The organism is Bacillus sp. JUb11, assembly GCF_024807925.1.
Taxonomy (GTDB): Bacteria; Bacillota; Bacilli; order Bacillales; family Bacillaceae; genus Bacillus; species Bacillus altitudinis.
Map to the genome: position 1 here is coordinate 54,314 of NZ_JANUEZ010000002.1, position 18,554 is coordinate 72,867.

Annotated in this window: 31 protein-coding genes and 1 tRNA gene; 5 read left to right on the plus strand and 27 right to left on the minus strand. The window is 39.0% G+C overall.

The annotated features are described in order from the left end of the window. Nucleotides 1–125: 125 nt before the first annotated feature. The 11 genes from M2369_RS03415 to M2369_RS03465 all read right to left on the minus strand — a co-directional run bounded on the left by M2369_RS03415 (nucleotide 126) and on the right by M2369_RS03465 (nucleotide 5,952). Nucleotides 126–830 (minus strand): MBL fold metallo-hydrolase, encoded by a 705-nt coding sequence (locus tag M2369_RS03415; protein ID WP_056702533.1) that lies wholly within the window; start codon nucleotides 828–830, stop codon nucleotides 126–128. Then, a complete protein-coding gene (locus M2369_RS03420) occupies nucleotides 827–1,750 on the minus strand; it encodes a recombinase RecT (protein WP_056702535.1) in 924 nt (307 codons plus the stop codon). Before M2369_RS03420 ends, M2369_RS03415 begins: the two co-directional genes overlap by 4 nt. Nucleotides 1,751–1,818: 68 nt before the next feature. Beyond that, nucleotides 1,819–1,980 carry a hypothetical protein gene (locus M2369_RS03425; protein WP_226650601.1) on the minus strand — a complete coding sequence of 54 codons (162 nt, stop codon included), beginning with the start codon at nucleotides 1,978–1,980 and terminating at the stop codon, nucleotides 1,819–1,821. Further along, nucleotides 1,977–3,959, minus strand: a complete 1,983-nt coding sequence (locus M2369_RS03430) for an AAA family ATPase (protein ID WP_056702537.1) — start codon at nucleotides 3,957–3,959, stop codon at nucleotides 1,977–1,979. The genes M2369_RS03425 and M2369_RS03430 overlap by 4 nt, the downstream gene beginning before the upstream one ends. Before the next feature lie 101 nt (nucleotides 3,960–4,060). Then, nucleotides 4,061–4,279 (minus strand): YqaI family protein, encoded by a 219-nt coding sequence (locus M2369_RS03435; RefSeq protein ID WP_056702540.1) that lies wholly within the window; start codon nucleotides 4,277–4,279, stop codon nucleotides 4,061–4,063. Next, entirely contained in the window at nucleotides 4,276–4,473 is a 198-nt protein-coding gene (locus M2369_RS03440) for a helix-turn-helix domain-containing protein (RefSeq protein WP_056702543.1), read from the minus strand. Before M2369_RS03440 ends, M2369_RS03435 begins: the two co-directional genes overlap by 4 nt. A 178-nt stretch (nucleotides 4,474–4,651) precedes the next feature. After that, complete coding sequence (locus M2369_RS03445) at nucleotides 4,652–4,774, minus strand: hypothetical protein (RefSeq protein WP_259253392.1); 123 nt, start codon at nucleotides 4,772–4,774, stop codon at nucleotides 4,652–4,654. Between the two features lie 54 nt (nucleotides 4,775–4,828). After that, nucleotides 4,829–5,104, minus strand: a complete 276-nt coding sequence (locus M2369_RS03450; protein ID WP_056702549.1) for a hypothetical protein — start codon at nucleotides 5,102–5,104, stop codon at nucleotides 4,829–4,831. Between the two features lie 2 nt (nucleotides 5,105–5,106). Then, nucleotides 5,107–5,352 (minus strand): helix-turn-helix domain-containing protein, encoded by a 246-nt coding sequence (locus M2369_RS03455; protein ID WP_226650616.1) that lies wholly within the window; start codon nucleotides 5,350–5,352, stop codon nucleotides 5,107–5,109. A gap of 108 nt (nucleotides 5,353–5,460) precedes the next feature. After that, nucleotides 5,461–5,658: a helix-turn-helix domain-containing protein gene (locus M2369_RS03460; RefSeq protein ID WP_056702556.1), complete on the minus strand. Its 198-nt coding sequence runs from the start codon at nucleotides 5,656–5,658 to the stop codon at nucleotides 5,461–5,463. Between the two features lie 54 nt (nucleotides 5,659–5,712). Then, entirely contained in the window at nucleotides 5,713–5,952 is a 240-nt protein-coding gene (locus tag M2369_RS03465) for a helix-turn-helix domain-containing protein (protein WP_056702559.1), read from the minus strand. Nucleotides 5,953–6,073: 121 nt separating this feature from the next. Between M2369_RS03465 and M2369_RS03470 the strand changes: the two genes are divergently transcribed. The 5 genes from M2369_RS03470 (at nucleotide 6,074) to M2369_RS03490 (ending at nucleotide 9,181) form a co-directional block, all read left to right on the plus strand. Further along, a complete protein-coding gene (locus tag M2369_RS03470) occupies nucleotides 6,074–6,493 on the plus strand; it encodes a helix-turn-helix domain-containing protein (RefSeq protein WP_003213755.1) in 420 nt (139 codons plus the stop codon). Nucleotides 6,494–6,511: 18 nt separating this feature from the next. After that, complete coding sequence (locus tag M2369_RS03475; protein WP_056702562.1) at nucleotides 6,512–7,162, plus strand: hypothetical protein; 651 nt, start codon at nucleotides 6,512–6,514, stop codon at nucleotides 7,160–7,162. Nucleotides 7,163–7,239: 77 nt separating this feature from the next. Next, nucleotides 7,240–7,734: an ImmA/IrrE family metallo-endopeptidase gene (locus tag M2369_RS03480; protein ID WP_226650599.1), complete on the plus strand. Its 495-nt coding sequence runs from the start codon at nucleotides 7,240–7,242 to the stop codon at nucleotides 7,732–7,734. Next, nucleotides 7,727–9,010 (plus strand): tyrosine-type recombinase/integrase, encoded by a 1,284-nt coding sequence (locus M2369_RS03485; RefSeq protein WP_056702570.1) that lies wholly within the window; start codon nucleotides 7,727–7,729, stop codon nucleotides 9,008–9,010. The genes M2369_RS03480 and M2369_RS03485 overlap by 8 nt, the downstream gene beginning before the upstream one ends. A 98-nt stretch (nucleotides 9,011–9,108) precedes the next feature. Next, nucleotides 9,109–9,181: transfer RNA gene (locus M2369_RS03490), tRNA-Ala, on the plus strand. Nucleotides 9,182–9,240: 59 nt separating this feature from the next. Here M2369_RS03490 and M2369_RS03495 read toward each other — a convergent pair. From M2369_RS03495 to M2369_RS03570, 16 genes are all read right to left on the minus strand, one after another. Then, entirely contained in the window at nucleotides 9,241–9,687 is a 447-nt protein-coding gene (locus M2369_RS03495; RefSeq protein WP_058336837.1) for a hypothetical protein, read from the minus strand. Between the two features lie 88 nt (nucleotides 9,688–9,775). Beyond that, complete coding sequence (locus M2369_RS03500) at nucleotides 9,776–10,603, minus strand: peptidoglycan recognition protein family protein (protein ID WP_259253393.1); 828 nt, start codon at nucleotides 10,601–10,603, stop codon at nucleotides 9,776–9,778. 19 nt (nucleotides 10,604–10,622) lie between these two features. Further along, nucleotides 10,623–10,886 (minus strand): phage holin, encoded by a 264-nt coding sequence (locus tag M2369_RS03505; RefSeq protein ID WP_019743388.1) that lies wholly within the window; start codon nucleotides 10,884–10,886, stop codon nucleotides 10,623–10,625. Nucleotides 10,887–10,898: 12 nt separating this feature from the next. Then, nucleotides 10,899–11,111, minus strand: a complete 213-nt coding sequence (locus M2369_RS03510) for a BhlA/UviB family holin-like peptide (protein WP_008344062.1) — start codon at nucleotides 11,109–11,111, stop codon at nucleotides 10,899–10,901. Nucleotides 11,112–11,167: 56 nt separating this feature from the next. Then, complete coding sequence (locus tag M2369_RS03515) at nucleotides 11,168–11,314, minus strand: XkdX family protein (RefSeq protein ID WP_079920581.1); 147 nt, start codon at nucleotides 11,312–11,314, stop codon at nucleotides 11,168–11,170. Then, nucleotides 11,315–11,653, minus strand: a complete 339-nt coding sequence (locus M2369_RS03520; protein ID WP_058336839.1) for a hypothetical protein — start codon at nucleotides 11,651–11,653, stop codon at nucleotides 11,315–11,317. It lies immediately after the preceding gene. Nucleotides 11,654–11,667: 14 nt separating this feature from the next. Beyond that, nucleotides 11,668–13,089 carry a pyocin knob domain-containing protein gene (locus tag M2369_RS03525; RefSeq protein WP_259253394.1) on the minus strand — a complete coding sequence of 474 codons (1,422 nt, stop codon included), beginning with the start codon at nucleotides 13,087–13,089 and terminating at the stop codon, nucleotides 11,668–11,670. After that, complete coding sequence (locus tag M2369_RS03530) at nucleotides 13,061–13,270, minus strand: hypothetical protein (protein WP_058336841.1); 210 nt, start codon at nucleotides 13,268–13,270, stop codon at nucleotides 13,061–13,063. The genes M2369_RS03525 and M2369_RS03530 overlap by 29 nt, the downstream gene beginning before the upstream one ends. Then, on the minus strand, nucleotides 13,267–13,596 hold the full coding sequence (locus M2369_RS03535) for an XkdW family protein (RefSeq protein ID WP_058336842.1): 330 nt from the start codon (nucleotides 13,594–13,596) through the stop codon (nucleotides 13,267–13,269). The genes M2369_RS03530 and M2369_RS03535 overlap by 4 nt, the downstream gene beginning before the upstream one ends. A 10-nt stretch (nucleotides 13,597–13,606) precedes the next feature. Next, nucleotides 13,607–14,479 carry a hypothetical protein gene (locus M2369_RS03540; RefSeq protein ID WP_259253395.1) on the minus strand — a complete coding sequence of 291 codons (873 nt, stop codon included), beginning with the start codon at nucleotides 14,477–14,479 and terminating at the stop codon, nucleotides 13,607–13,609. Between the two features lie 15 nt (nucleotides 14,480–14,494). Next, entirely contained in the window at nucleotides 14,495–14,878 is a 384-nt protein-coding gene (locus M2369_RS03545) for a phage tail-collar fiber domain-containing protein (RefSeq protein ID WP_017359000.1), read from the minus strand. An 11-nt stretch (nucleotides 14,879–14,889) separates the two neighbouring features. Beyond that, on the minus strand, nucleotides 14,890–15,813 hold the full coding sequence (locus M2369_RS03550) for a YmfQ family protein (protein ID WP_178929944.1): 924 nt from the start codon (nucleotides 15,811–15,813) through the stop codon (nucleotides 14,890–14,892). Beyond that, nucleotides 15,800–16,846, minus strand: coding sequence for a baseplate J/gp47 family protein (locus M2369_RS03555; protein WP_039169972.1), 1,047 nt, complete (start codon nucleotides 16,844–16,846; stop codon nucleotides 15,800–15,802). The genes M2369_RS03550 and M2369_RS03555 overlap by 14 nt, the downstream gene beginning before the upstream one ends. Beyond that, nucleotides 16,839–17,261, minus strand: a complete 423-nt coding sequence (locus M2369_RS03560) for a DUF2634 domain-containing protein (protein WP_024719684.1) — start codon at nucleotides 17,259–17,261, stop codon at nucleotides 16,839–16,841. The genes M2369_RS03555 and M2369_RS03560 overlap by 8 nt, the downstream gene beginning before the upstream one ends. 14 nt (nucleotides 17,262–17,275) lie before the next feature. Continuing rightward, the gene (locus M2369_RS03565; protein WP_039169977.1) at nucleotides 17,276–17,542 is read right to left on the minus strand and encodes a DUF2577 family protein; all 267 of its coding nucleotides are present in this window, start codon (nucleotides 17,540–17,542) and stop codon (nucleotides 17,276–17,278) included. Continuing rightward, on the minus strand, nucleotides 17,539–18,549 hold the full coding sequence (locus M2369_RS03570) for an XkdQ/YqbQ family protein (RefSeq protein WP_017367933.1): 1,011 nt from the start codon (nucleotides 18,547–18,549) through the stop codon (nucleotides 17,539–17,541). The genes M2369_RS03565 and M2369_RS03570 overlap by 4 nt, the downstream gene beginning before the upstream one ends. Nucleotides 18,550–18,554 lie beyond the last annotated feature (5 nt).

Genomic DNA, 18,554 nt, shown 5'->3' on the forward strand with positions numbered 1-18,554 from the left:
ATGCGGTTCATACTTGGCCATATATGTCGTGATATACATCATCAATACCTTTTTCCGCATTTGCGGAGCGGCTGACATCGCCAACGTAATAAAACAATAAGGATAAGCTGTTTTAAAAAGCTCGCTCATAAGGGAACATAGACAACCTTTCCTGTTTCTTTTGCTATTTCTTGTTTGAATAGTTGCTCATCACTGTTTGTGTCAGATAGGTGCAATAACCATATTTCCTGCACTTTTGACAAGTCATTTGCAGCTAGGAATGTCTTTACATTCTCAAGGCTGAAATGCGACTGGATGAGCCGGTTACGCATGCTTTTGTGAATACTCCCATTCTCAATATTTGCATCCAAGATTGCTTCAGAATAATTGCACTCAACCATGATGTGCGTGAGTCCAGGGAACTTGTATTTGATGTAATAGGTATCAGTAGCAAAGAGGAGCTTGTCTCCGTCTTCATTAGCCAATAGGAAGCCATACGGCTCTGATACGTCGTGTTGAACATCAAAGGGCATAATAAGCCACGTGCCGACCCTAAATGTTTGTCGGGCTTTTACAAGATTGATTCTGTGATGATTTTCCACTCCAAGAGCTTGTGCCGTCCCAAGAGACATATAACAATCGATTCCTGCACGCAAAACATCTTTTATAGCCTTGCAGTGATCACCATGCTCATGAGTGATGAGACAACCAGCAAAGCTCATATCGAAATCAAAAGCACGTTGCATCTCTTTGAAAGTGATACCGCACTCCAAAAGGAGCGGGGTTTTACCATCAGTCACCCGATAGCAATTCCCCTTACTGCTTGACGAGATAGCTTCGATCTCAATCAAAATGGTGGCTCCTCATTCAATGCAGAAGGCTTTTCATCATGTCCATTTGATGATTGTGGCTCAGGCTCTTCACGTTGCTTTATTTCAGGTGTTTCTTGGTGCTGTTCTGAATCTTCTTCAGGTTCATTGAAACCAACATCAATAATTTCTGAATTAGCATTCTCACTAATTTCTTTTTTCACTTCATCCGGTGTAACATCAACCCGCTCATTGTCATACTCATTCTCGGTTGAATTATTGATTGCTTGGACAAGTAGATCGCTGTCATCGCTTGTGTTTATATATCTTTTGGCAGCACGATTAATCACTGTTCTTTGGGCCATTTCCTGCGGAAACTTTTTCTGAACCGCACCACTTGTTTTCGATTGACTCCAAGCAGTTTCGATTTCTTTCTTTGTCATCGGGGTTAGTAGCTCAATGTCATCAATGGTTTTTACAACTGCATAAGCTCCAATGATGTCTTTATCTCGGTTTTCAAGCTTCGTTTCATGTTTAATAAGTTTTTCTTGCCCTCCATCAATCTCATATTCAAAGACATCCCCTTCATAAATCACGTTTGACCATATATCCTTGACATTGGTCAAACGTTTCAGCACTGCTTGTGTGCCAAAATATGAGCGGTTCATCTGCAATTTATTCCCGTACACAATGAAATAACATTGAGTTTTTGCAGGGCTTAAACCTTGAACGACCATATCTAGCAAGGAATTGGCAATAGATTCTCTGGTGCAGACTTCTAAAGCAGGCCTCCCTGATTTATCCTTCACTTCTTGAAGTTTAAAAAATGCACTCTTTAATGCATTGCTAGCATTATAGTTTGATGGCAGGACTAACCCTTCATCTTGTAATCTGCCTAGACTATTGTTCACATCATCAGTAATGTTTTTTTGTATATGTGCCAATTGATTCTGATTACTCATCCGTATCCTCCTCATAAATAAATCTGACCTTTTTGCCTTTATGCTCTCTTAGAAAGGTCTTTAGCATTTCAGCAAAATCCGATGGACCTTTTTTCCAAGATTGCATCTTCAGGACATTCAGAAAGCGGGCGAACGTCCATGACCTGTTTACCATCAATCAGAAGTTTTTCACGTTTGCAATCTTCCCAACCTATACCTGAAAGAACTTTCACCTCTACCACTTCACTCATGCGATCACCTCACAATCTACAGTCAGCAAGTTGTCATCAGTTTCAACTCGCAGCTGCTTGTCTGGTTTGGAAACTATCAAGCTGATAACTTGTGCATTGACTTCTATCAGATCAGTAACCGCCTCGCTGTTATCAACGAAGATCGGCGCAGAAATACCATAATGCTCATTTAACGTATTAATGATGTCTAAACCGACATTAATACGTGCCGCATTGTTTAGACCTTTAGAGTAAGGCACGCCTTCATAAAGCGTTTCACAGGTTTCTGTTAAACCGCCGTTGACTTGCTCTTCAAAGAGCTTGAAGCGGGCAAATTTGAATTTGCTGTTTATCTGTTCTTCCATAAGGTTCATTTTGGTGCGTATAAACTCCTCAATGAGATAAGTTTCTTGTTCTACTTCGTTATATTCATCAGCCATTTTACGTTCTTCTTCCTTTAGCTCCTCAATTCGGTTGAGGGCTTTTTGAGCTTGATCGATGCGAGAAAGATCATTGCGGATCAAGGTCATTTCCTGCTGTTTTCCCTTGATCTGTTCATTAATGGCTTGAACAGTTCCACTTGTCTCCTGCTCACCAGACTGGATCTCGTTATTGATCTTTTCAAGCTCCTCTACCTTGGCTAGATACTTTGGATTATCGGAAAGCGGAGCAATGGACGCTTCAGCTTGCTCCATATCTTCTTTCAGTTTTTCAACGGCTGCTGTCGTAAATTTCTCTTCCAAGATCAAAAGCTGAATCTTCTCATCAACCTCGTATAACTCGTTCTGCTTATTGTCATATTCAATCCCTAATTGCTTTCCCTTATCGACTATGCGCTCTAGGGATTCACTTTTTTGTAAATTGAATTTCTCAATAGCAGCTTGAATTTTTTCTTTTGGCAATGCCTGTCCACATGTTGGACAATCTGTTTGATGATCCTCAAACGATTCTTCGTACTTTTTAGACCATTCTTCTCGCAACTCAAAGCGCTCTTTATCTATTTGAGATAGAAAAGATGTTAAGTGCTCTTTCTTCGTGATCAAATTACTGAGATCATTCTGGATTTGAGAAAGATCGTTTTTCGCTTTGTAGTAGGCTTCTTTTTTCTCATTCACTACCTGAAATCTTTTTGAGTCATACTCATTCATAATTTGTTGCAGATCGCCTTCGAGCTGAAGCATACGCTTCTTTCTATCTGCTCCTGCATCCACTCTGATAGAGCGGGCTTCTTTCTCCAGATGATCTATCGATGTTTGGAGTGCTTTTAAATCTTCTTTCAATTGCTCCTGGTCTATATCCGTTACATCTTCAATAGAACGATTGATTTCGTCAATCCTGACTGGAAATTGCTCCAGGAGTTTAGTGATCTTTTTACGTTTTTCAGCAAGTATGCTCTTTTGTTCATCGAGACTTCTTTCATCTAAGATTGAATAGAGATCGGATAAAGAACTGTTCTTTTTAATTACGTCCTCATCAGTCACAGCTCCGCCGATCTCCATGAGTACGCCCAAACGATCCTGCCACTTCATCTGTTCATTGAAATAAGAAGGAGAAGTTATCAGTTTAAAAATATCCTCAGAGATGATCTCATTGACCTTCTCAGCAAACTCTTTTTTCTTAACTGGTACACCATTCACATGATAATTGGTGGTATGGCCAGAAAAGACTTGCTTTGCTGATCCCCGTTTCTTGGTCCATTTCTCTGAATAGACCTTTTTCAATTCGACAGACTTTCCGTCGATTAAGAGTACAGCCGATACCTCATGATCAACGCCGCTTACCGCTTTGTTATCTTTTGAGAGCGTCTTGATCTCAAAGTCTTTTTTGTTTTGACTATCTTTATCAAAGAGCAGCCACATGAAAGCATCAAATAATGTTGTTTTGCCTGTAGCGTTATCACCATAGACCTTTGCACTTTCTCCACCTGTTTCAAGGGTGAATGATTTTACACCCTTGAAATTCGATAGATGGAGTTCTGCCAACCTGATATTTTTGGTCATGAACAAGCCTCCATTGATTTACAGTGCCAACCTGCTATAATAGGGGTTGACACTTTTATTTTCTTTTTTTGTAATTGGTTCACTTGTGGGAGTGAACCTTTTTAATTTGCATTCACAAATTTGAAGTCAAGTTTCTCCTTCAAATAGCGGTTCAAATTGTCTAAGAGGATCATTTCTCCAACATTCTCATCAATGACGTATTCATCATTTGAGAAAATCTCATCCCCGAAGTAGTCAGTTCCAACAACATCAACCACTTCAACGCCCTTTGGGTATCCAGTGGCATTTATTTGAGTGATCATTGGATGTTCAATGTTCACGTTAAAACACCAACCTTTCTTCGGATCGCATCGGCTTTGAGCTTTTTGAATTTCTCAAAAGCCTCTTGATTAGGGAAATAGAAGTGCGGATTTCCATTGTTGTCCATGAGAATGGAGCCATTTACTTTAGATAGTCTTACTTGGTCGCCAGTGTGATCACTGAATGGTTGTATAACCGCTTTTTCAAAAAACATAATCTTCTTCCTCCTATGATTTATTGATGCTTATTCGCATCGTCCGACTGCGGATGGTGCATGATTTGAGGGGATGGGGTGTGTGCGCATTGTCCATCCGCAAGCCGGACGACAAGAATAAAACTTGTCGTGCTCTTTAAAGAGCGATATAATAAATTCGATCATTTCGATATTCGATTTAAGCAGTGAGTGTAGGAGCTTGCTGCTTTTTTCTTTGTCCTAAACCTAGTTGAGACTTTAAACGGGTTTCAGTTTGAAAATGAGAAATCTTCACAGCCTCGTCATCACGTAACTTACACATTTCCTTTACTTCCTTAGCCTTCATCAACTTGCTTGCAGTGAACATGTATTTCATTTAAATCAACCCTTTCATTTTGTTTTTTAGTGATTTTGGATATGTTACTGGCGTAATCTTTGCAACTGACATCAACAATTGCACCTTTGCTTGTTTTTCATAGCGCTTGATTTCTTTTAAAGATTTAGATATATCTTGATGAGTCGTTAACGCCGTCTCGGTATCACCTTTCTTTAAAGCTTTCATCAATCGTTTTTGCAGTTCTTCGATGCAAATCATTTCTCTTGTTATTGCATCGTTATTGATATTTTTGAAAATCGTATTTCGTTTCTTCATCTTCATCCTCCAAACAAAGCCATAATGGCGGTAATTTGCTGTGTGACTGCCAGTGGATCAATGCCGCATAATGTAGCAATCATTGCTTCTTTAGCGTTTGTGGCTTCCATCCACCGTACATATGTAGGTACATCAAGTACCTTCTGATCATTTTCGATCTTTGATATGCAGCTGCGAGAGCGGCTAAGCATTTCCGCTAACTTCTCTTGGGAAATGCCTGCCTGCACTCGGGCTTTACGAAGCACCACACCCAACTTCACAACCTCCCCACCCCCTTTCAATGTTCCTATCTGGAACATGTTCCGAATTGGAACAGCAAACCTCATATATCCGCTGTATTCTAAGGTGGTAAATTCTTAATCAATCACTGGCTGAAAGTTGGATTCCATTTGTGACATTTGCCATTCTTCAAGAATTTCTCGTTTAAAGAAAATTCTTTTTCTTACTCGGAAGAACGGTATTTGTCTTTCACGAACCATTGTGTAAACAGTGTCGTGATGGACTCCAAGAAAATCAGCCGTTTCTTGAACGTTCATAGTTGATTTTTCCGGCATTTTGAGAACCTCCTTCAGAATTTGTAAACCATAAGAACCGCAAAAATCAATTTATTAACCGGTATTCTCTTTTTCATTTTGTAATTCTTGTGTACCACTTAACTCAAAAAAAATATCCCTTGGATCTTTATTTAAAACACTTGCAATTCTCAGCATAGTGAAACCAGATGGCTCTTGTCCATGAAGTTCAATCTTCGTAATGTTTGCGCGAGACATTTCAGTTCTTCTTGCCAATTCAGATATTGACATTCCAACACCTTTTCTGATCTCACGTAATCTGTTAGTGAAAACCATGTGTTACACCTCCTTGAACAAATAGTAACACAAGGTTTACAGTAGTGTCAATCATGTTTTACACATTTTTTGTTTTAAAGAATTTAAATATAATGTAAACTACGTATTACAGGTGATGCTAATGTCCAAACTTGGAGAATATTTGATAAAAGCAAGAGGAAAACTGTCTCAAAGAGAAGCTGCCAAACGAATTGGCATAAGTCATACCTACCTTGGGAAAATTGAAAACGGGAAAGACCCAAGAACAGGTAAAGAAATCAAACCAACTCCAGAAACACTAAAATTAATTTCTAAAGCATATCAATGTGATTATGAAGAATTAATGATCAAAGCTGGTTACATCGATGAGAGTGAGACAAGTAATTCTGAAAGTCCCAAACTGACTCAGTATCAAAGAAAGATTTATGAATGGGCAAAATCCCATGATGGATTGTTCTTTGATAGTAAACCGGAAGATGTGGAAGAATTAATTGAAGAATTTGAAGTGGTATACGAGTTGTTTAAAAAGAGAAAAGAAAGAGAAAAAAAACAGAACAAATGATTCCTTTAGGGGGCAATTATGAGGAAGAAATTAATGTTTGTAATTTGCCTATCATTGCTCGTTCTCTTAGCTGGATGTAACTCAACTAAGACGACAGATGAACCTTCTGCAAACTCACAAGAAAAAGTTTCAGAGAAAAGGCAAAAAGAAGCTAATGAAAAACAGACAAATGACAGTTACAAAGATGATGAAACAGGAGAATTATTTAATTACTTAAAAAGCCAAGAAAAAATTAAATCACAGAAAATGGGCCCGCTCAATATAAATTTTGAACATGTCAACTTAATGAAGTTGTCAAATATTCCTGATGATCGACTAAATGAATATCAAAGTTTAACTGATTTAGAACTAACAAACCCTTTTCATTTTATTGATATTAAATTTTCTGTAGAGAATACAGATAAAGAAACTATCAATTTTTCTGGTATTAGTCATATAATTTTAGACACTAAAGAACAGATTAAGGTCAGTAATAATAACCTTTATACTGACATTGAACAATATGATATGAAACTTTTTGGTAACGCGAAAAGAGAATATCAAATTGCTGTACCTATTGATTCTGATGTTTCTAAAATACAAAGCGTTAGAATTGTGATGAGTGCTCCATTTGACGAAAATTTGGATAGCGTTTCCGAACCAAAAGAATTAACAGTTAATTTAAAATAAATGCTCGATAAGAGTATTTATTTTTACCCAAAAATAGAACACCAGTTCCTAAAACTGACTTGAAGGAGCTTATTAAATTGAAATATATCTATACTCATTTAGAAGATAACGTTAATAGACTATATGCAGAAATGAAAATCTTAAATCCTTCTGAACAATCTATTGATACTATTTCTGAAAAATTAGGGATTGAAGTTTGTTATAAAGACATTTCATCAAGAGCCATAATTAATCAAGATACCCAAATTATTATCTTAGATAAGAGGTTGAATAAAAGCATTAGATGGGAAAAGTTTTGTCATGAAGTTGGCCACATTCTTTTTCATAAGGGAAATCAACTGATGATGCCCGATTCATTTAGGTTATATCAAGAATGGAAGTCGAATAATTTTATGTACCATTTTGCAGTACCAACTTTTATGTTGAGATCAGTAAATATACCTGTGGACCCTGACCAAGCAATTCAATTTTTAACTAAAACTTTTAAAGTCACTCCATCATTTGCGAAGCATCGATTAAACCTTTACAATCAAAAAGTTTTTTCTCAGACAAGGAGCGTTTTATATGGCTAGCATTGAAAAAAGAGGCAGCAATTCTTTTAGATTAGTTGTTGAAACTGGATATGATGCTAATGGCAAAAGGTTAAGAAAATATAAAACTATTCGTATAGAGGATCATAAACTGTTAAAAACAAAAAGAAAATTGCAGGAATACCTTTCAGATCAACTCTATCAATTCAAGATGGAAGTCAATTCTGGAGAATATATCGAACCAGAAAAACTAACCTTTGAATCCTTCATCTATAAGTGGAAAGAAAAAAAGCTCTACCAAAAGAGTGGAAAACCTTATTCTTTGACAACATCGGATGTTTATTGGAGTCTCTTAAAAAATCACATTCTCCCCGTTTTTGGACATATGAGGATAGAACGAATAAAGAGTTTACATATCGTAGACTTTTTAGATGATTTATCAAAGGATGGTGCAAGAAAAGATGGTAAGCCAGGAGGATTAGGAGAAAGATCAATATTAGATATTTTTAAATTACTACAGGTGGTTTTTAAAACCGCAGCTGAAGAATGGAAGATTATCAAGATTGATCCAATGCAGGGATTGCCCTTGCCGATCAACGAGAAGAAGGAAATGAACTATTTTGAAGCTGATGAAGCTGCTCAATGTATTAAGGTTCTATATGAAGAAGTTGATATCAAATGGAGACTTTATTTCTTAGCAGCGATGATAGGAGGATTGAGACGCGGTGAAGGACTTGCACTCGAATGGCATTTAGATGTAGATTGGGATGCTGGTGGATTTAAAATTAATCGTTCACTTTCAAAGACAGTTGATGGCAAACCACATGTGAAAGAACCTAAGTCCAAAAGTTCAAAACGATTTGTGCAGATGCCAGATTGGTATATGAATGAATTGTCTCTGTTTTATCATATGTGGAAAAGAGAAAAGGAAAAGCTAGAGGATGCCTGGGAGGGTGGGGATCACCAATACATTTTTCATAGTGGGTTTGGAAAGCCTTATTATTACACAACACCAACTACCCAATGGAAACGAATCACACAAAAATATAAAATAAAAAATATCCGTTTACATGATTTGCGTCACACTATGGTTGCTTTATTGATGGAAGCTGGTGAAAGCATAAGTGCTATTCAAAGACGTGCTGGACATGCTAGCGCCAGAACAACAACTGATATATATGGCCATGTAACAGATGAAATGAAAAAGAGTGCAGCGAGTCACTTTAACAAGTTTGATCCTAAACATCTGAGAAACACAAATTCAGAGATAGGAAATTTCCGTCCCCAAGTCGTCCCCAAGGTTAAAAATAATGCATAATACAAATTTGAGAGTTTTCTCATCAAAAATAAAAAAATAGCCTTCCCCCTTGTATTCTAAGGGGGAATTAAATATAATAATATTTGTTGAAACATCCCGGGGCATTAGCTCAGCTGGGAGAGCGCTACGCTGGCAGCGTAGAGGTCAGCGGTTCGATCCCGCTATGCTCCATTATCAAAAGCCTATCCAATGATGGATAGGCTTTTTCATTTGATTTTACTCATAAAAGCTTATTTGTCTGGTTCTTGAATTTGATAACCAAAGACTCCTTTTATCTCAACATCCCCACAGCCTTCTTTTTTGGTCAGTTTAATACCATGGGGTCTATAAATGTAGCGCCCACTTGATAAAATTCGGTCTGTTGCACTTAGATCATATTGGTTACCTGTATACTCTTTGACTGATGACGGAAAATCCGTTCCTGATAAGGATGTTCTGAAGAGTGTCACCTCTAAAGTACAACCCTCTGCATTTAGTATAGAAAATTGGTAGCCGTGAGTAGATGGATATTGTTCAGGATTATTTTGACCTCCTGGTACCCACAGATATTTTTCCTGTTCCGTCATGATGAAATCAACTTCTACTTCTCGATAAATGGTCTTAGCTGCAACCTTTTCCATATTAAAATGGAACATGACAATGAACCAAAGAGACATCATTACACTTATCCGCTTCATACAACCCCTCCATTCATTTTTACCATTATACAACAAATAACACCAAAAATGGTTTTATTTTACTTTTTTATAATGAATAAGGGTTGCTTCATTCCATATGTGTTTCTATGACCTTTCTTAATGTTTCTTTGGTCTTTGGACCATATATGCCATCTGGGGTTAACCCATGCATCATTTGAAATCGAGACACTGCATTCGCAGTCTTGGGTCCGTAGTACCCATCGATTCCATTATTGATCGCTCCCTTATCAGGATAAAAATAAATCGATGCTAAGGCTTGTTGTACAGTTTTTACAGCTGACCCTTTTGTAAGAGGCTTCGTCACTTTTAAAATACCTGCGGGCAAACTGTATGTTTTTTTGACCTTGTTGGTTTTAGATGTTGATCTCGTTGATATGGTTTTGATAGATGTTTCTTTCACAGGTTTAGCTGTTGTCATTTGACTTGATGCTGATGCAATACCAGCCTTGAAGCCATCCCACCGATTTAACAGCTTACGCGGACACTCTTTCCCGCTCCAATGCTTATGCGGCACCACGTTTGATAAAGGAATTCCTAAATCCCCCATCAGTTTTCGAATGAGCCATTGGGCGTTTTTAACGGCTTGTTCAAAGTTACCGCCTGCATTTTCACAAATTTCAATTCCAATTGATTTCATATTGCCGGTTCCCCTGCCATCTCCTGCGTGCCAGCCATTTTCGTTTAAAGGTAAATGCTGATAAATGACCTGATCATCGACCGTGTAGTGCCAGCTAACCCCTGTACTTGCCCGAGCAACAAATGCTGCATGATTTGCCGCATCAGCCCCCCGTCCAGTGTTCGATGTATTATGCACCGTAATATAGAGCGGCTTCATCCTGTTTCCTGGTCTGTTGCGATTTTGTTTTGGGATGAGTGCTTGAATGATCTTCACCATATTGTTTCTCCTTCAAAAATTATTTTGTTAACCCTCTTTGTTTCAGGGCATCTTTTTGCAATTGACCTTTATAGGTCACATAATTATTTTTAAACCAAGCGATCACGGCAGTGACCATAGTGAAAATTGTGGAACCTGCCACATATAGTGCCTCTCCTGCGGTTTGCACTTGCTCCTCGCTAATCGGCAGCACTGTTTGTCCAAACATGACAAGCGTTTGGTTGATAAGCGCAATAAAAAGAAGCACTGTGCGAATCACAGTGCCTTTGTCGAATGTTTTCATGATGTTTTCCTCCTATTTTAAATTCCGTTCAATTTTATCGAGCTTGTCGATCACGACGTCATACTTCTCACTAAACTTTGCTAACACATCATTTTGCGCCTCGATTTGCTCATTGAGTTTGTTTTCTCTTTCCTTTGTTGTGTTTAATACGTAAAACAGCACCCAACAGAACAACACCGCAAACGGTCCTTGTGTCATTAAATATTGAGTCAAATCCATTTCCACTACACTCACCTACTCCCTCACTTTGCACATTCTAAAAGAAGGCAAAATAAAAACGCCTATTCAGCGTTAGTTGCATATTCTTCGTTTGTTATTTCTTTGTATTGTTTCGGCGTAATCTTCTCAAAACGAACAAATTTTGCTACATCTTCATTTTCATAACACTTCCATTGATAGAACAATGAAATACTATGGAACCAATTCAATTAAATTACCCCCTTTTCAGTCAGTAACATGACAAGTTCTGCTGTTGTTTTTGATTGTTCCTCTGCTCTCTTTTCTGACTCTGCAAGTTGCTGAAGCAGATTAGCATTTTGCTTCTTTAAAAGTTCTATATCACTTGGTGGAAAAGAGGCTGGCTTTAAGCTATCGATATACTCTTTGGATGATGATTCAAACCACTCTCTCGTTTCCTCATCATATTCAGGAACATATAAATTCTCTTTCGGTCTTACATCCGTCGCTTTTTTCGGCATCTCATCATAATCACTTATTACATCTTCGCCTTGATATTTAAACTTCTCGTCATAGTAATAAATGTGCATTTATCTTCCCTCCTTTACCATAGTGGAATAGATTCATTTAATTCAAATCTGCTTACATACGAGTTGTCATTGGCGGACATTCCATCAAAACGTAATGAACCATCTGTATCGAGTATAAATCTAGCAGCTCCATAGGACCCTACCGTTGCGCCGACAAACACAGTTTTAGCTGAAGGTTTTTGAGTAAAACGTGCTATGACTGTTTCATTTGCTGGAACTCCTTCAAACGATCCCCGAATGTGTAAAGTATTTAGACGTATGGAGAATTTGAGAGGGTTTCCCGCAAAATGTTTTATTGTTGTGCCAGCGACTAACGTTACTTGATTCCATATACTGCTTAAATCAGCATCAGTTATCACGCGTCGCCAACTAGTAAATATACCGTCAGTGTGGACAGTGCCGAACCAATGCGAATTATCAACACTTCTTATGACATGGAAATTTTTCCGTGTGTTCGCTTTTTCAATATCAATATTGAACCACGATGTATCGTTTGTGGTTGGCATGTTTGTAAGATATTGACCAGCTGCATAATACCGTCCAGGCGGTAAAGACAATATATCGGTTCCATTCAAAACAGTTGGAAGCGACTTACGGTCACCCGAATCTTGTGTGATTTTATAGAGTTGTCCATTGTTCCATTTATCTTTCTCACTCTGGGGTATTATATCTTCTTCTGTAAGGACACGTGTCCACTTAGTCCATGTAGAATCTGTTTTTTTAACTCTGTAGTACGATTTACTTCCTGCTGTCTCATATACAGTTTGTAATAGGGTAGTCCCATAACTGACTACAATCATAAAGGCTCCATCAATTAATTCAGGCGCATTTAGACCTTTGTTATATATAAGATAAAGACCGGTATCAGTTATCTCGTTGTAATCTGTGGTCTCACTTGTCCCTTTATAAATAGGCTTACCATTATTTTGAGTCAATCTATATAATTGACCATTATTCCATCTATCTTTATCAGCTTTTGTCGGCAACTGCGTCCAAGTGATAGATATATGGTCAGAGTTATAGTAGAAGTAATATGCATTTCCTGATGTATCAATCGCAAATCCAGTCCCGATCTTGTTTTGTCCCACCGTTTGTATTCCTCTTAAAGATGAGTTTGTAGGGGCGGGGGAATCCCCTATACCTGGAGGAGCATAAAATGTACATGTTCCTTTATCTCTTATCGCATCAAAAACACTTCCATTAGCTGGAACCGCAATTAAATGTTTACCGTCTTCAGCTGTGATCTTATATAACTGCGATTCATTCCATTTTTTCTTCTCTGCTGCAGATGCATGTGGCTGAGTATCACTAGTATGTCCAATGATTTGATCTAACAGAACAGAGTCATTTTCAAGCAGCACTTTAACCATTTCATTGAACAAATCCGCATGGGCTTTGTCGCTAACTTCAAATAACTTTGGTTTTTTTATCTCCATTTCGATCTACTCCTTCTTTTAAAACGTTTGGGTCAATTTCTTTTAATTGCTCTAAAGTCAGTATGTGCTGCTCATATCCCTCAATCATTTCTTCCGTTGTACAATCCCCTAATTCAATGGCTTGTTTCACCAAACCGGGTGTCACCCATTGAAAATATAATGCCATGACCCAATAATTCATGCTTCACTCCCTCCTTTAATTAAGAGGATCTCATTTTTCAGCGCTTTTAGTTCGTTTGTTAGAAGATCACATTGATGTTCAAGCTGTTTTCTCACTAGCTTTTCTTTGGCTACTTCTTGTGCTAGATAATCTAGTGGAAGAGGTGGTTGATACCTCGGGTTGGTTTGGGATTCCTCCCACCATTTTTTCAATTCTTCTGTCGTTGGCTTTTTCACATCTAAATGCCACTCGTTTATATACGAACCGTCACCATCATTTCTTAGTTCAAAATCCTTTTGTGGGTCCGCATCGGGGTATTTATACTTAATGGCTTCATATAAAATCATCTGAATCCTCCTACACTATCGGGAAATTTCGACCGCCTAATTCTGTAATATCGAAATAGTTGAACCAACCTGATTTATCTGATACATAACGACTAACGTCTCCCTCATAATTTACATAAATATAGATTTCTAAATAATCACCTTTATTAGCCGGTACATTGGCAGCACCATAAAGACCCATATTTAAAATCCCTGTATCAGAGGGGCTTTCAGGTCGTTGTCTGTGATGTGCAATGTTTTTATATCTTTTTCCATTCAAATAGATCGATAATTCAAAGTTGGTATATCGTTGAAAGCTTTCAATATAAACACCTGCATTTACTAAATACATTCCATTTTCAGGGCAGATGAACCGATTATTTTTGATATCAAAATTGTTATGACTGTCTTTAATTTTTCGATTAAAAAGGACTTTTTGATACTCTGCTTTGGTTAATAACTGCTTTCCAGTTGTACCAATATTGGTATTAAGGAACCCAGAGATTTTGTGCCACTCGGTCCACCCAGAGGCGATATACCATTGTCTAAACCAAATACCAGTACTAGTAAAATAACTAGTTGTTTCATTACCGTTGCCATAATAATATTGTATAAAACGATACTCATTCATTTTTTCGTTCTTCACAAAACCTAATTTTGTAGGATATCCGGTATCATTCGCTATAGCCATCAACGTAATCCCATTTGGATATTGCTCACCGCTGACTGATGCATCTTGAATGGCTTGGTCGCCTGTTAAAATAAACAAGCTTTCATTCGTGATCCCTGCTATTTGTTGACTGAGCGCATTGTCATTCTCCACAAGTGTGTTGACCATCCGGTTAAATAAGTTGGCATGGGCTTTGTCAGAGGTTTCAAACGGTAAAGGTGATTTTATGTCCACTTCTTTTCCCCTCCATTAATAAATATCATCAATCTCAAAAACAAATTCGATGTCGCCGTCTTTTTGTTTGTCTGTCATGGTGCGGATGGCGGTGAATTTGCCGGCCTCGTCGACAAGGGCTAGTTCATTGATGACTTCGCCTGCGAGTTCTCCTTCAGCGATGGTGCAGGTGTAGCGGATTTTTGCCGGTTCCATGAAGGTAAACGAGTCAATATTTTTTTGAATCAGTTCTTTTTTGAGTGCTTGTTCGGTTCCGTCAAGAGAGATCGGTTTTCCATCCTTTGTTCCTCCATTTCCGAATGCCATTTTGACGACTTTTGTGAGTTTTGTTCCTTCTGCTCGTGCCTTTGCCATTTGTTGACGTGCATAGAGTGTGGTTACGGTTAATTGATCAGCCATTGTGATCCTCCTTATAGGTCTATTTTTTTAGAAGTTGCTGCTAGCATTTTTGATCCATCAAGCGGAATGGATCCATCGAGAATCCAATAATGCTCCTTGATCAGTAAACTGCCGCCTTGTTCATTTTGAACATGTACCGGTAAGCGGAACGTCATCCTCTTTTTCGTTTGATGTGAAAGCTGGTTCTTTGCGCGCAAAGTCAGCGTAGCTGCTTGCTTCGTTTCATGCGATGCTCCAGTCATGACATAATTCAGACGATATGCTGTTTCTTTCTCTTGTTGAAGCGGCATTCTCATCTTTAATGAATGCCGAAAGCGAGCAGGGACCTCCGTAGTACCTCGTATCCCGCTGAGATAGAACGTTCCATTTAATACGAATTCACCATTGAGTAAAATTGGAATATGATCGAAAAAGCCCACTCTGCTTCGCAGTGTGAGCCGCTGGTGATGATCATTTGTTTCATGAACATCGGTATGATGAATGGCGGTGAACGTATACGCCAAATGTGCTGGCTTTAACGTTTCGAGTATTTCGACGATATATCTTGTGTTTTGCAGGTCATCCAGGTTCACACGCAATGCAAAATGATAACGGTTGACTGTAAGACGGATGATTGCACTCGGATTTTTAAGAAATCGATTCACAGATTTCTCTAATGACAGATACGTAATTGGTGGAATGTTCGACATCATATTGATTAATCGTGCCCTGCGCAGCTCAATCGAATCATCTGACTCTCGCTGCACCTTGAGCATTCTTTCCCAACGATTCAATCCCCACGTCGCTGTTAAAGGGAAAAATTGATCCGTTACATCAAAAATGGATTCGTCCAATTGTTCAAACTCTGGCGCCTCTGTTTTTAGTAAATGATCCACATCATAAATCTCTGTGAAATAAGGCGGCAAGTAGTTTTTCATTTCATCAAGTTTGCTCAATAACCTTCACCTGCCTCAGACGTGGTATCTCAATGTCCTGTAATACTAAGTTTTTTGACTCCCCATTCAATAAGACGTTTGCATAATCGGACACACTCTCTGAATGGTACAAAATATCATTTAAGGCGGACATTCGAATCGTACTTTTTTCAAATGCGATTGATTTTAACAGTGCTTTGACCTTTTCTTCTATTTCTTTTTGCGCACCCTCAAGTGTCCAGTCCATCTGAAGTTCGACGGACACTTCTACGTCAATATCCAGCCACTTGGCGCTTTCCACAGTTGCTTTTGAGCCAATAGGAGCTTGCCCTTCTCCTTCTCCCGGTACAGGATCGATATACTCCTGGACCCTTTTGACAAGAAGCTCAGATGCTACATCTAGATTGCCATCTGTGATGACAATTTTGACCGTTCCCTCTCCATTCCATAGCGGGAATACTTTCGCTCTGCCGACACCAACCACTTCCTCGGCCCACTTTTTGTAATGTGCTCTGTTGGCACTGACAGCCTCTCGCCTTGCGCGTATTAAATACCGATCGTATAATGACGCATCATCTTCTTCCTCTTGCCCTGGTATCACCAATTCCTTCATGATCATCGACTCTAGACCCGGAATGGTATCAAGCGATAGCAGCGGCTGACCTGTTAATTGCCCATTGCCGACTGTACCTGTTGTCTCGCATTCTAGTGTACCGTCCTTTGAAAATTGAAAATAAACATCTTCAATAAAGAATCTTGATCCTGCTGGAATGTTTACGTTCTCTGGTTGAATGGTTACGGACCAGACCGCTTTGGTGGCTGGCTTTCGTTCAATCCCCACTTCTGCTGCTCGTCGATCTAAAAATTCCCCCTGTGCTGTATCAGCAAAGACAAGCTCAAATACTTGATCAAGCCAAATATACGACTGAGCCAGTTCAGCAGCAGCAGGTGCCAAGGCATTCCAAATGACGCTGTTTTCTCTTTTATCTATGTCATCTGGCAGCCTGTCCAGCATTCTTTCCATCAACGCCTCATACGTTTGCTCCTCAAACATCTCCCTCCATCACCTCCTCTATTTCTAATGTGCCTTCATCTGTGACAATGGCTAGTTTGACTTGAAAGGCATCATTTTGCTTCGTGACCTCTATCTCTTCAATATGATCAATCCGCTCATCAACGACCAATGCTTCTTCTAGCAATCTTGGAATCTCCATTTCTTTGTATTCATCTGTTGCTTCTGTATCGGTCAATAGCTCCTGAATTTCAGTACCAATGTCGTGACTGTAAATGGGGTGTGCATAGCGCTCTGTTCGCAATGTCATATAAATAAATTGACGGATCGCTTCAATGCCTGTAATGGCTTCATTTGTCAGCCTACCATTTTCAAAATCTATGCGATACGTCGTCGAGGTTTCTACCTCTTCGTCTTCTTCTGTTTCCTCGATTTCTTCCTCTGGTGAAAGTGCCACATTCATCACCTCCCTTACAATTTGTCGATGATGTAAAAGGACTGCCCTCCTGCCATTGCAAGTACCATAATGCTGTCTCCCTTTTTCAACTCATCATCCTCACCCTTATTTAAGCGTTTAGGCCAAATAAGCAGTTCTTCTGGAATGATCAGCTTACTATTTTCATTTAATCGGATGTGAAGAGGCGAAGCCATTGTGACCTCTCCAATCACCAGATCAATTGGAGAAGCTGCATCTACTGCATTGACAGCGAGTCGTTTAATTGCTTCACTTAATCTCATGCTTGATCACCCTTTGGCATGGAATTTTTCTCAACGACGTCAATTGTCATGGTGTGCTTCACTCCATTGAATTCATGTTTGTCTTGATCGATCCAGTAGGTTTTTTTGATGTTGATTTCAGGGATTTTCAAATAGATTGGCAGACCGCTTTGCAGTTCAGGGATTCCTAGTGCTTGTATGCTTTTCACTTCTTGTTTGACGCCTTTTTTTTCAGCTAGACGTACTTTCGCTCTTTTTTGAAGCTGCGGCTGGTTGATTTGACCTGTGACCGTCTCCACATGCTGTAAAATGCCGTACTGACTCTGACCCGCTTTGTCCTGTTCGATCACCACAATATCTGATTTGCTACCTTTTTTCTTATTCTTCCCCTGTTCGTCTACAGACGTGCGCATCTTCACACGTGTTGCTGTCTCTTCAATGGAGGTGCTGTACTGATAACCGATGAGGTTGACGCCTGATTCAATGACCCACACGTCCTCTGGATCGGGCCAAGCTCTCAGTCCCATCTTGCCTTTAGCAGAATAAATTTGATAATTTCTACCGGTTTGCCGCTTCGTTTCTTTCAATGCTTTTAAAATGATGTCATATAAACTCGTGTCATTTTTAAAAACGAGAGACTTCATGACATGTCCTGTATTTGCGATGGATGTCATAGGAATTTGAAAGTCTGCCCCGATCCGCCTCAAAATTTGATCTGCCCGTTGATTTGAAAAAACATATACATCTTGGTTTTTCACTAAATATTGGAGCATATCGTATGCGGTAAAGGTCAGCTTTCCTTCAACAGGCGTCCTAGAAAACACGATGCCTCTGAACAGCTCTTTTCCTTTCCATTTAAAAAGAACCGTGTCTCCTTCTGAGACACGGTAATATGTTTGACTGCCTTGCTTTGTGATAATATTCGCCTGAATAGAGCGAGGGGCCTGATACCTTTGCCCCTGAAGTGTCACACTCTCTGTGACAAGCTCATACATCGTGCCGCTTCTGATGGCAAAAAGCTCAATCAATGTCA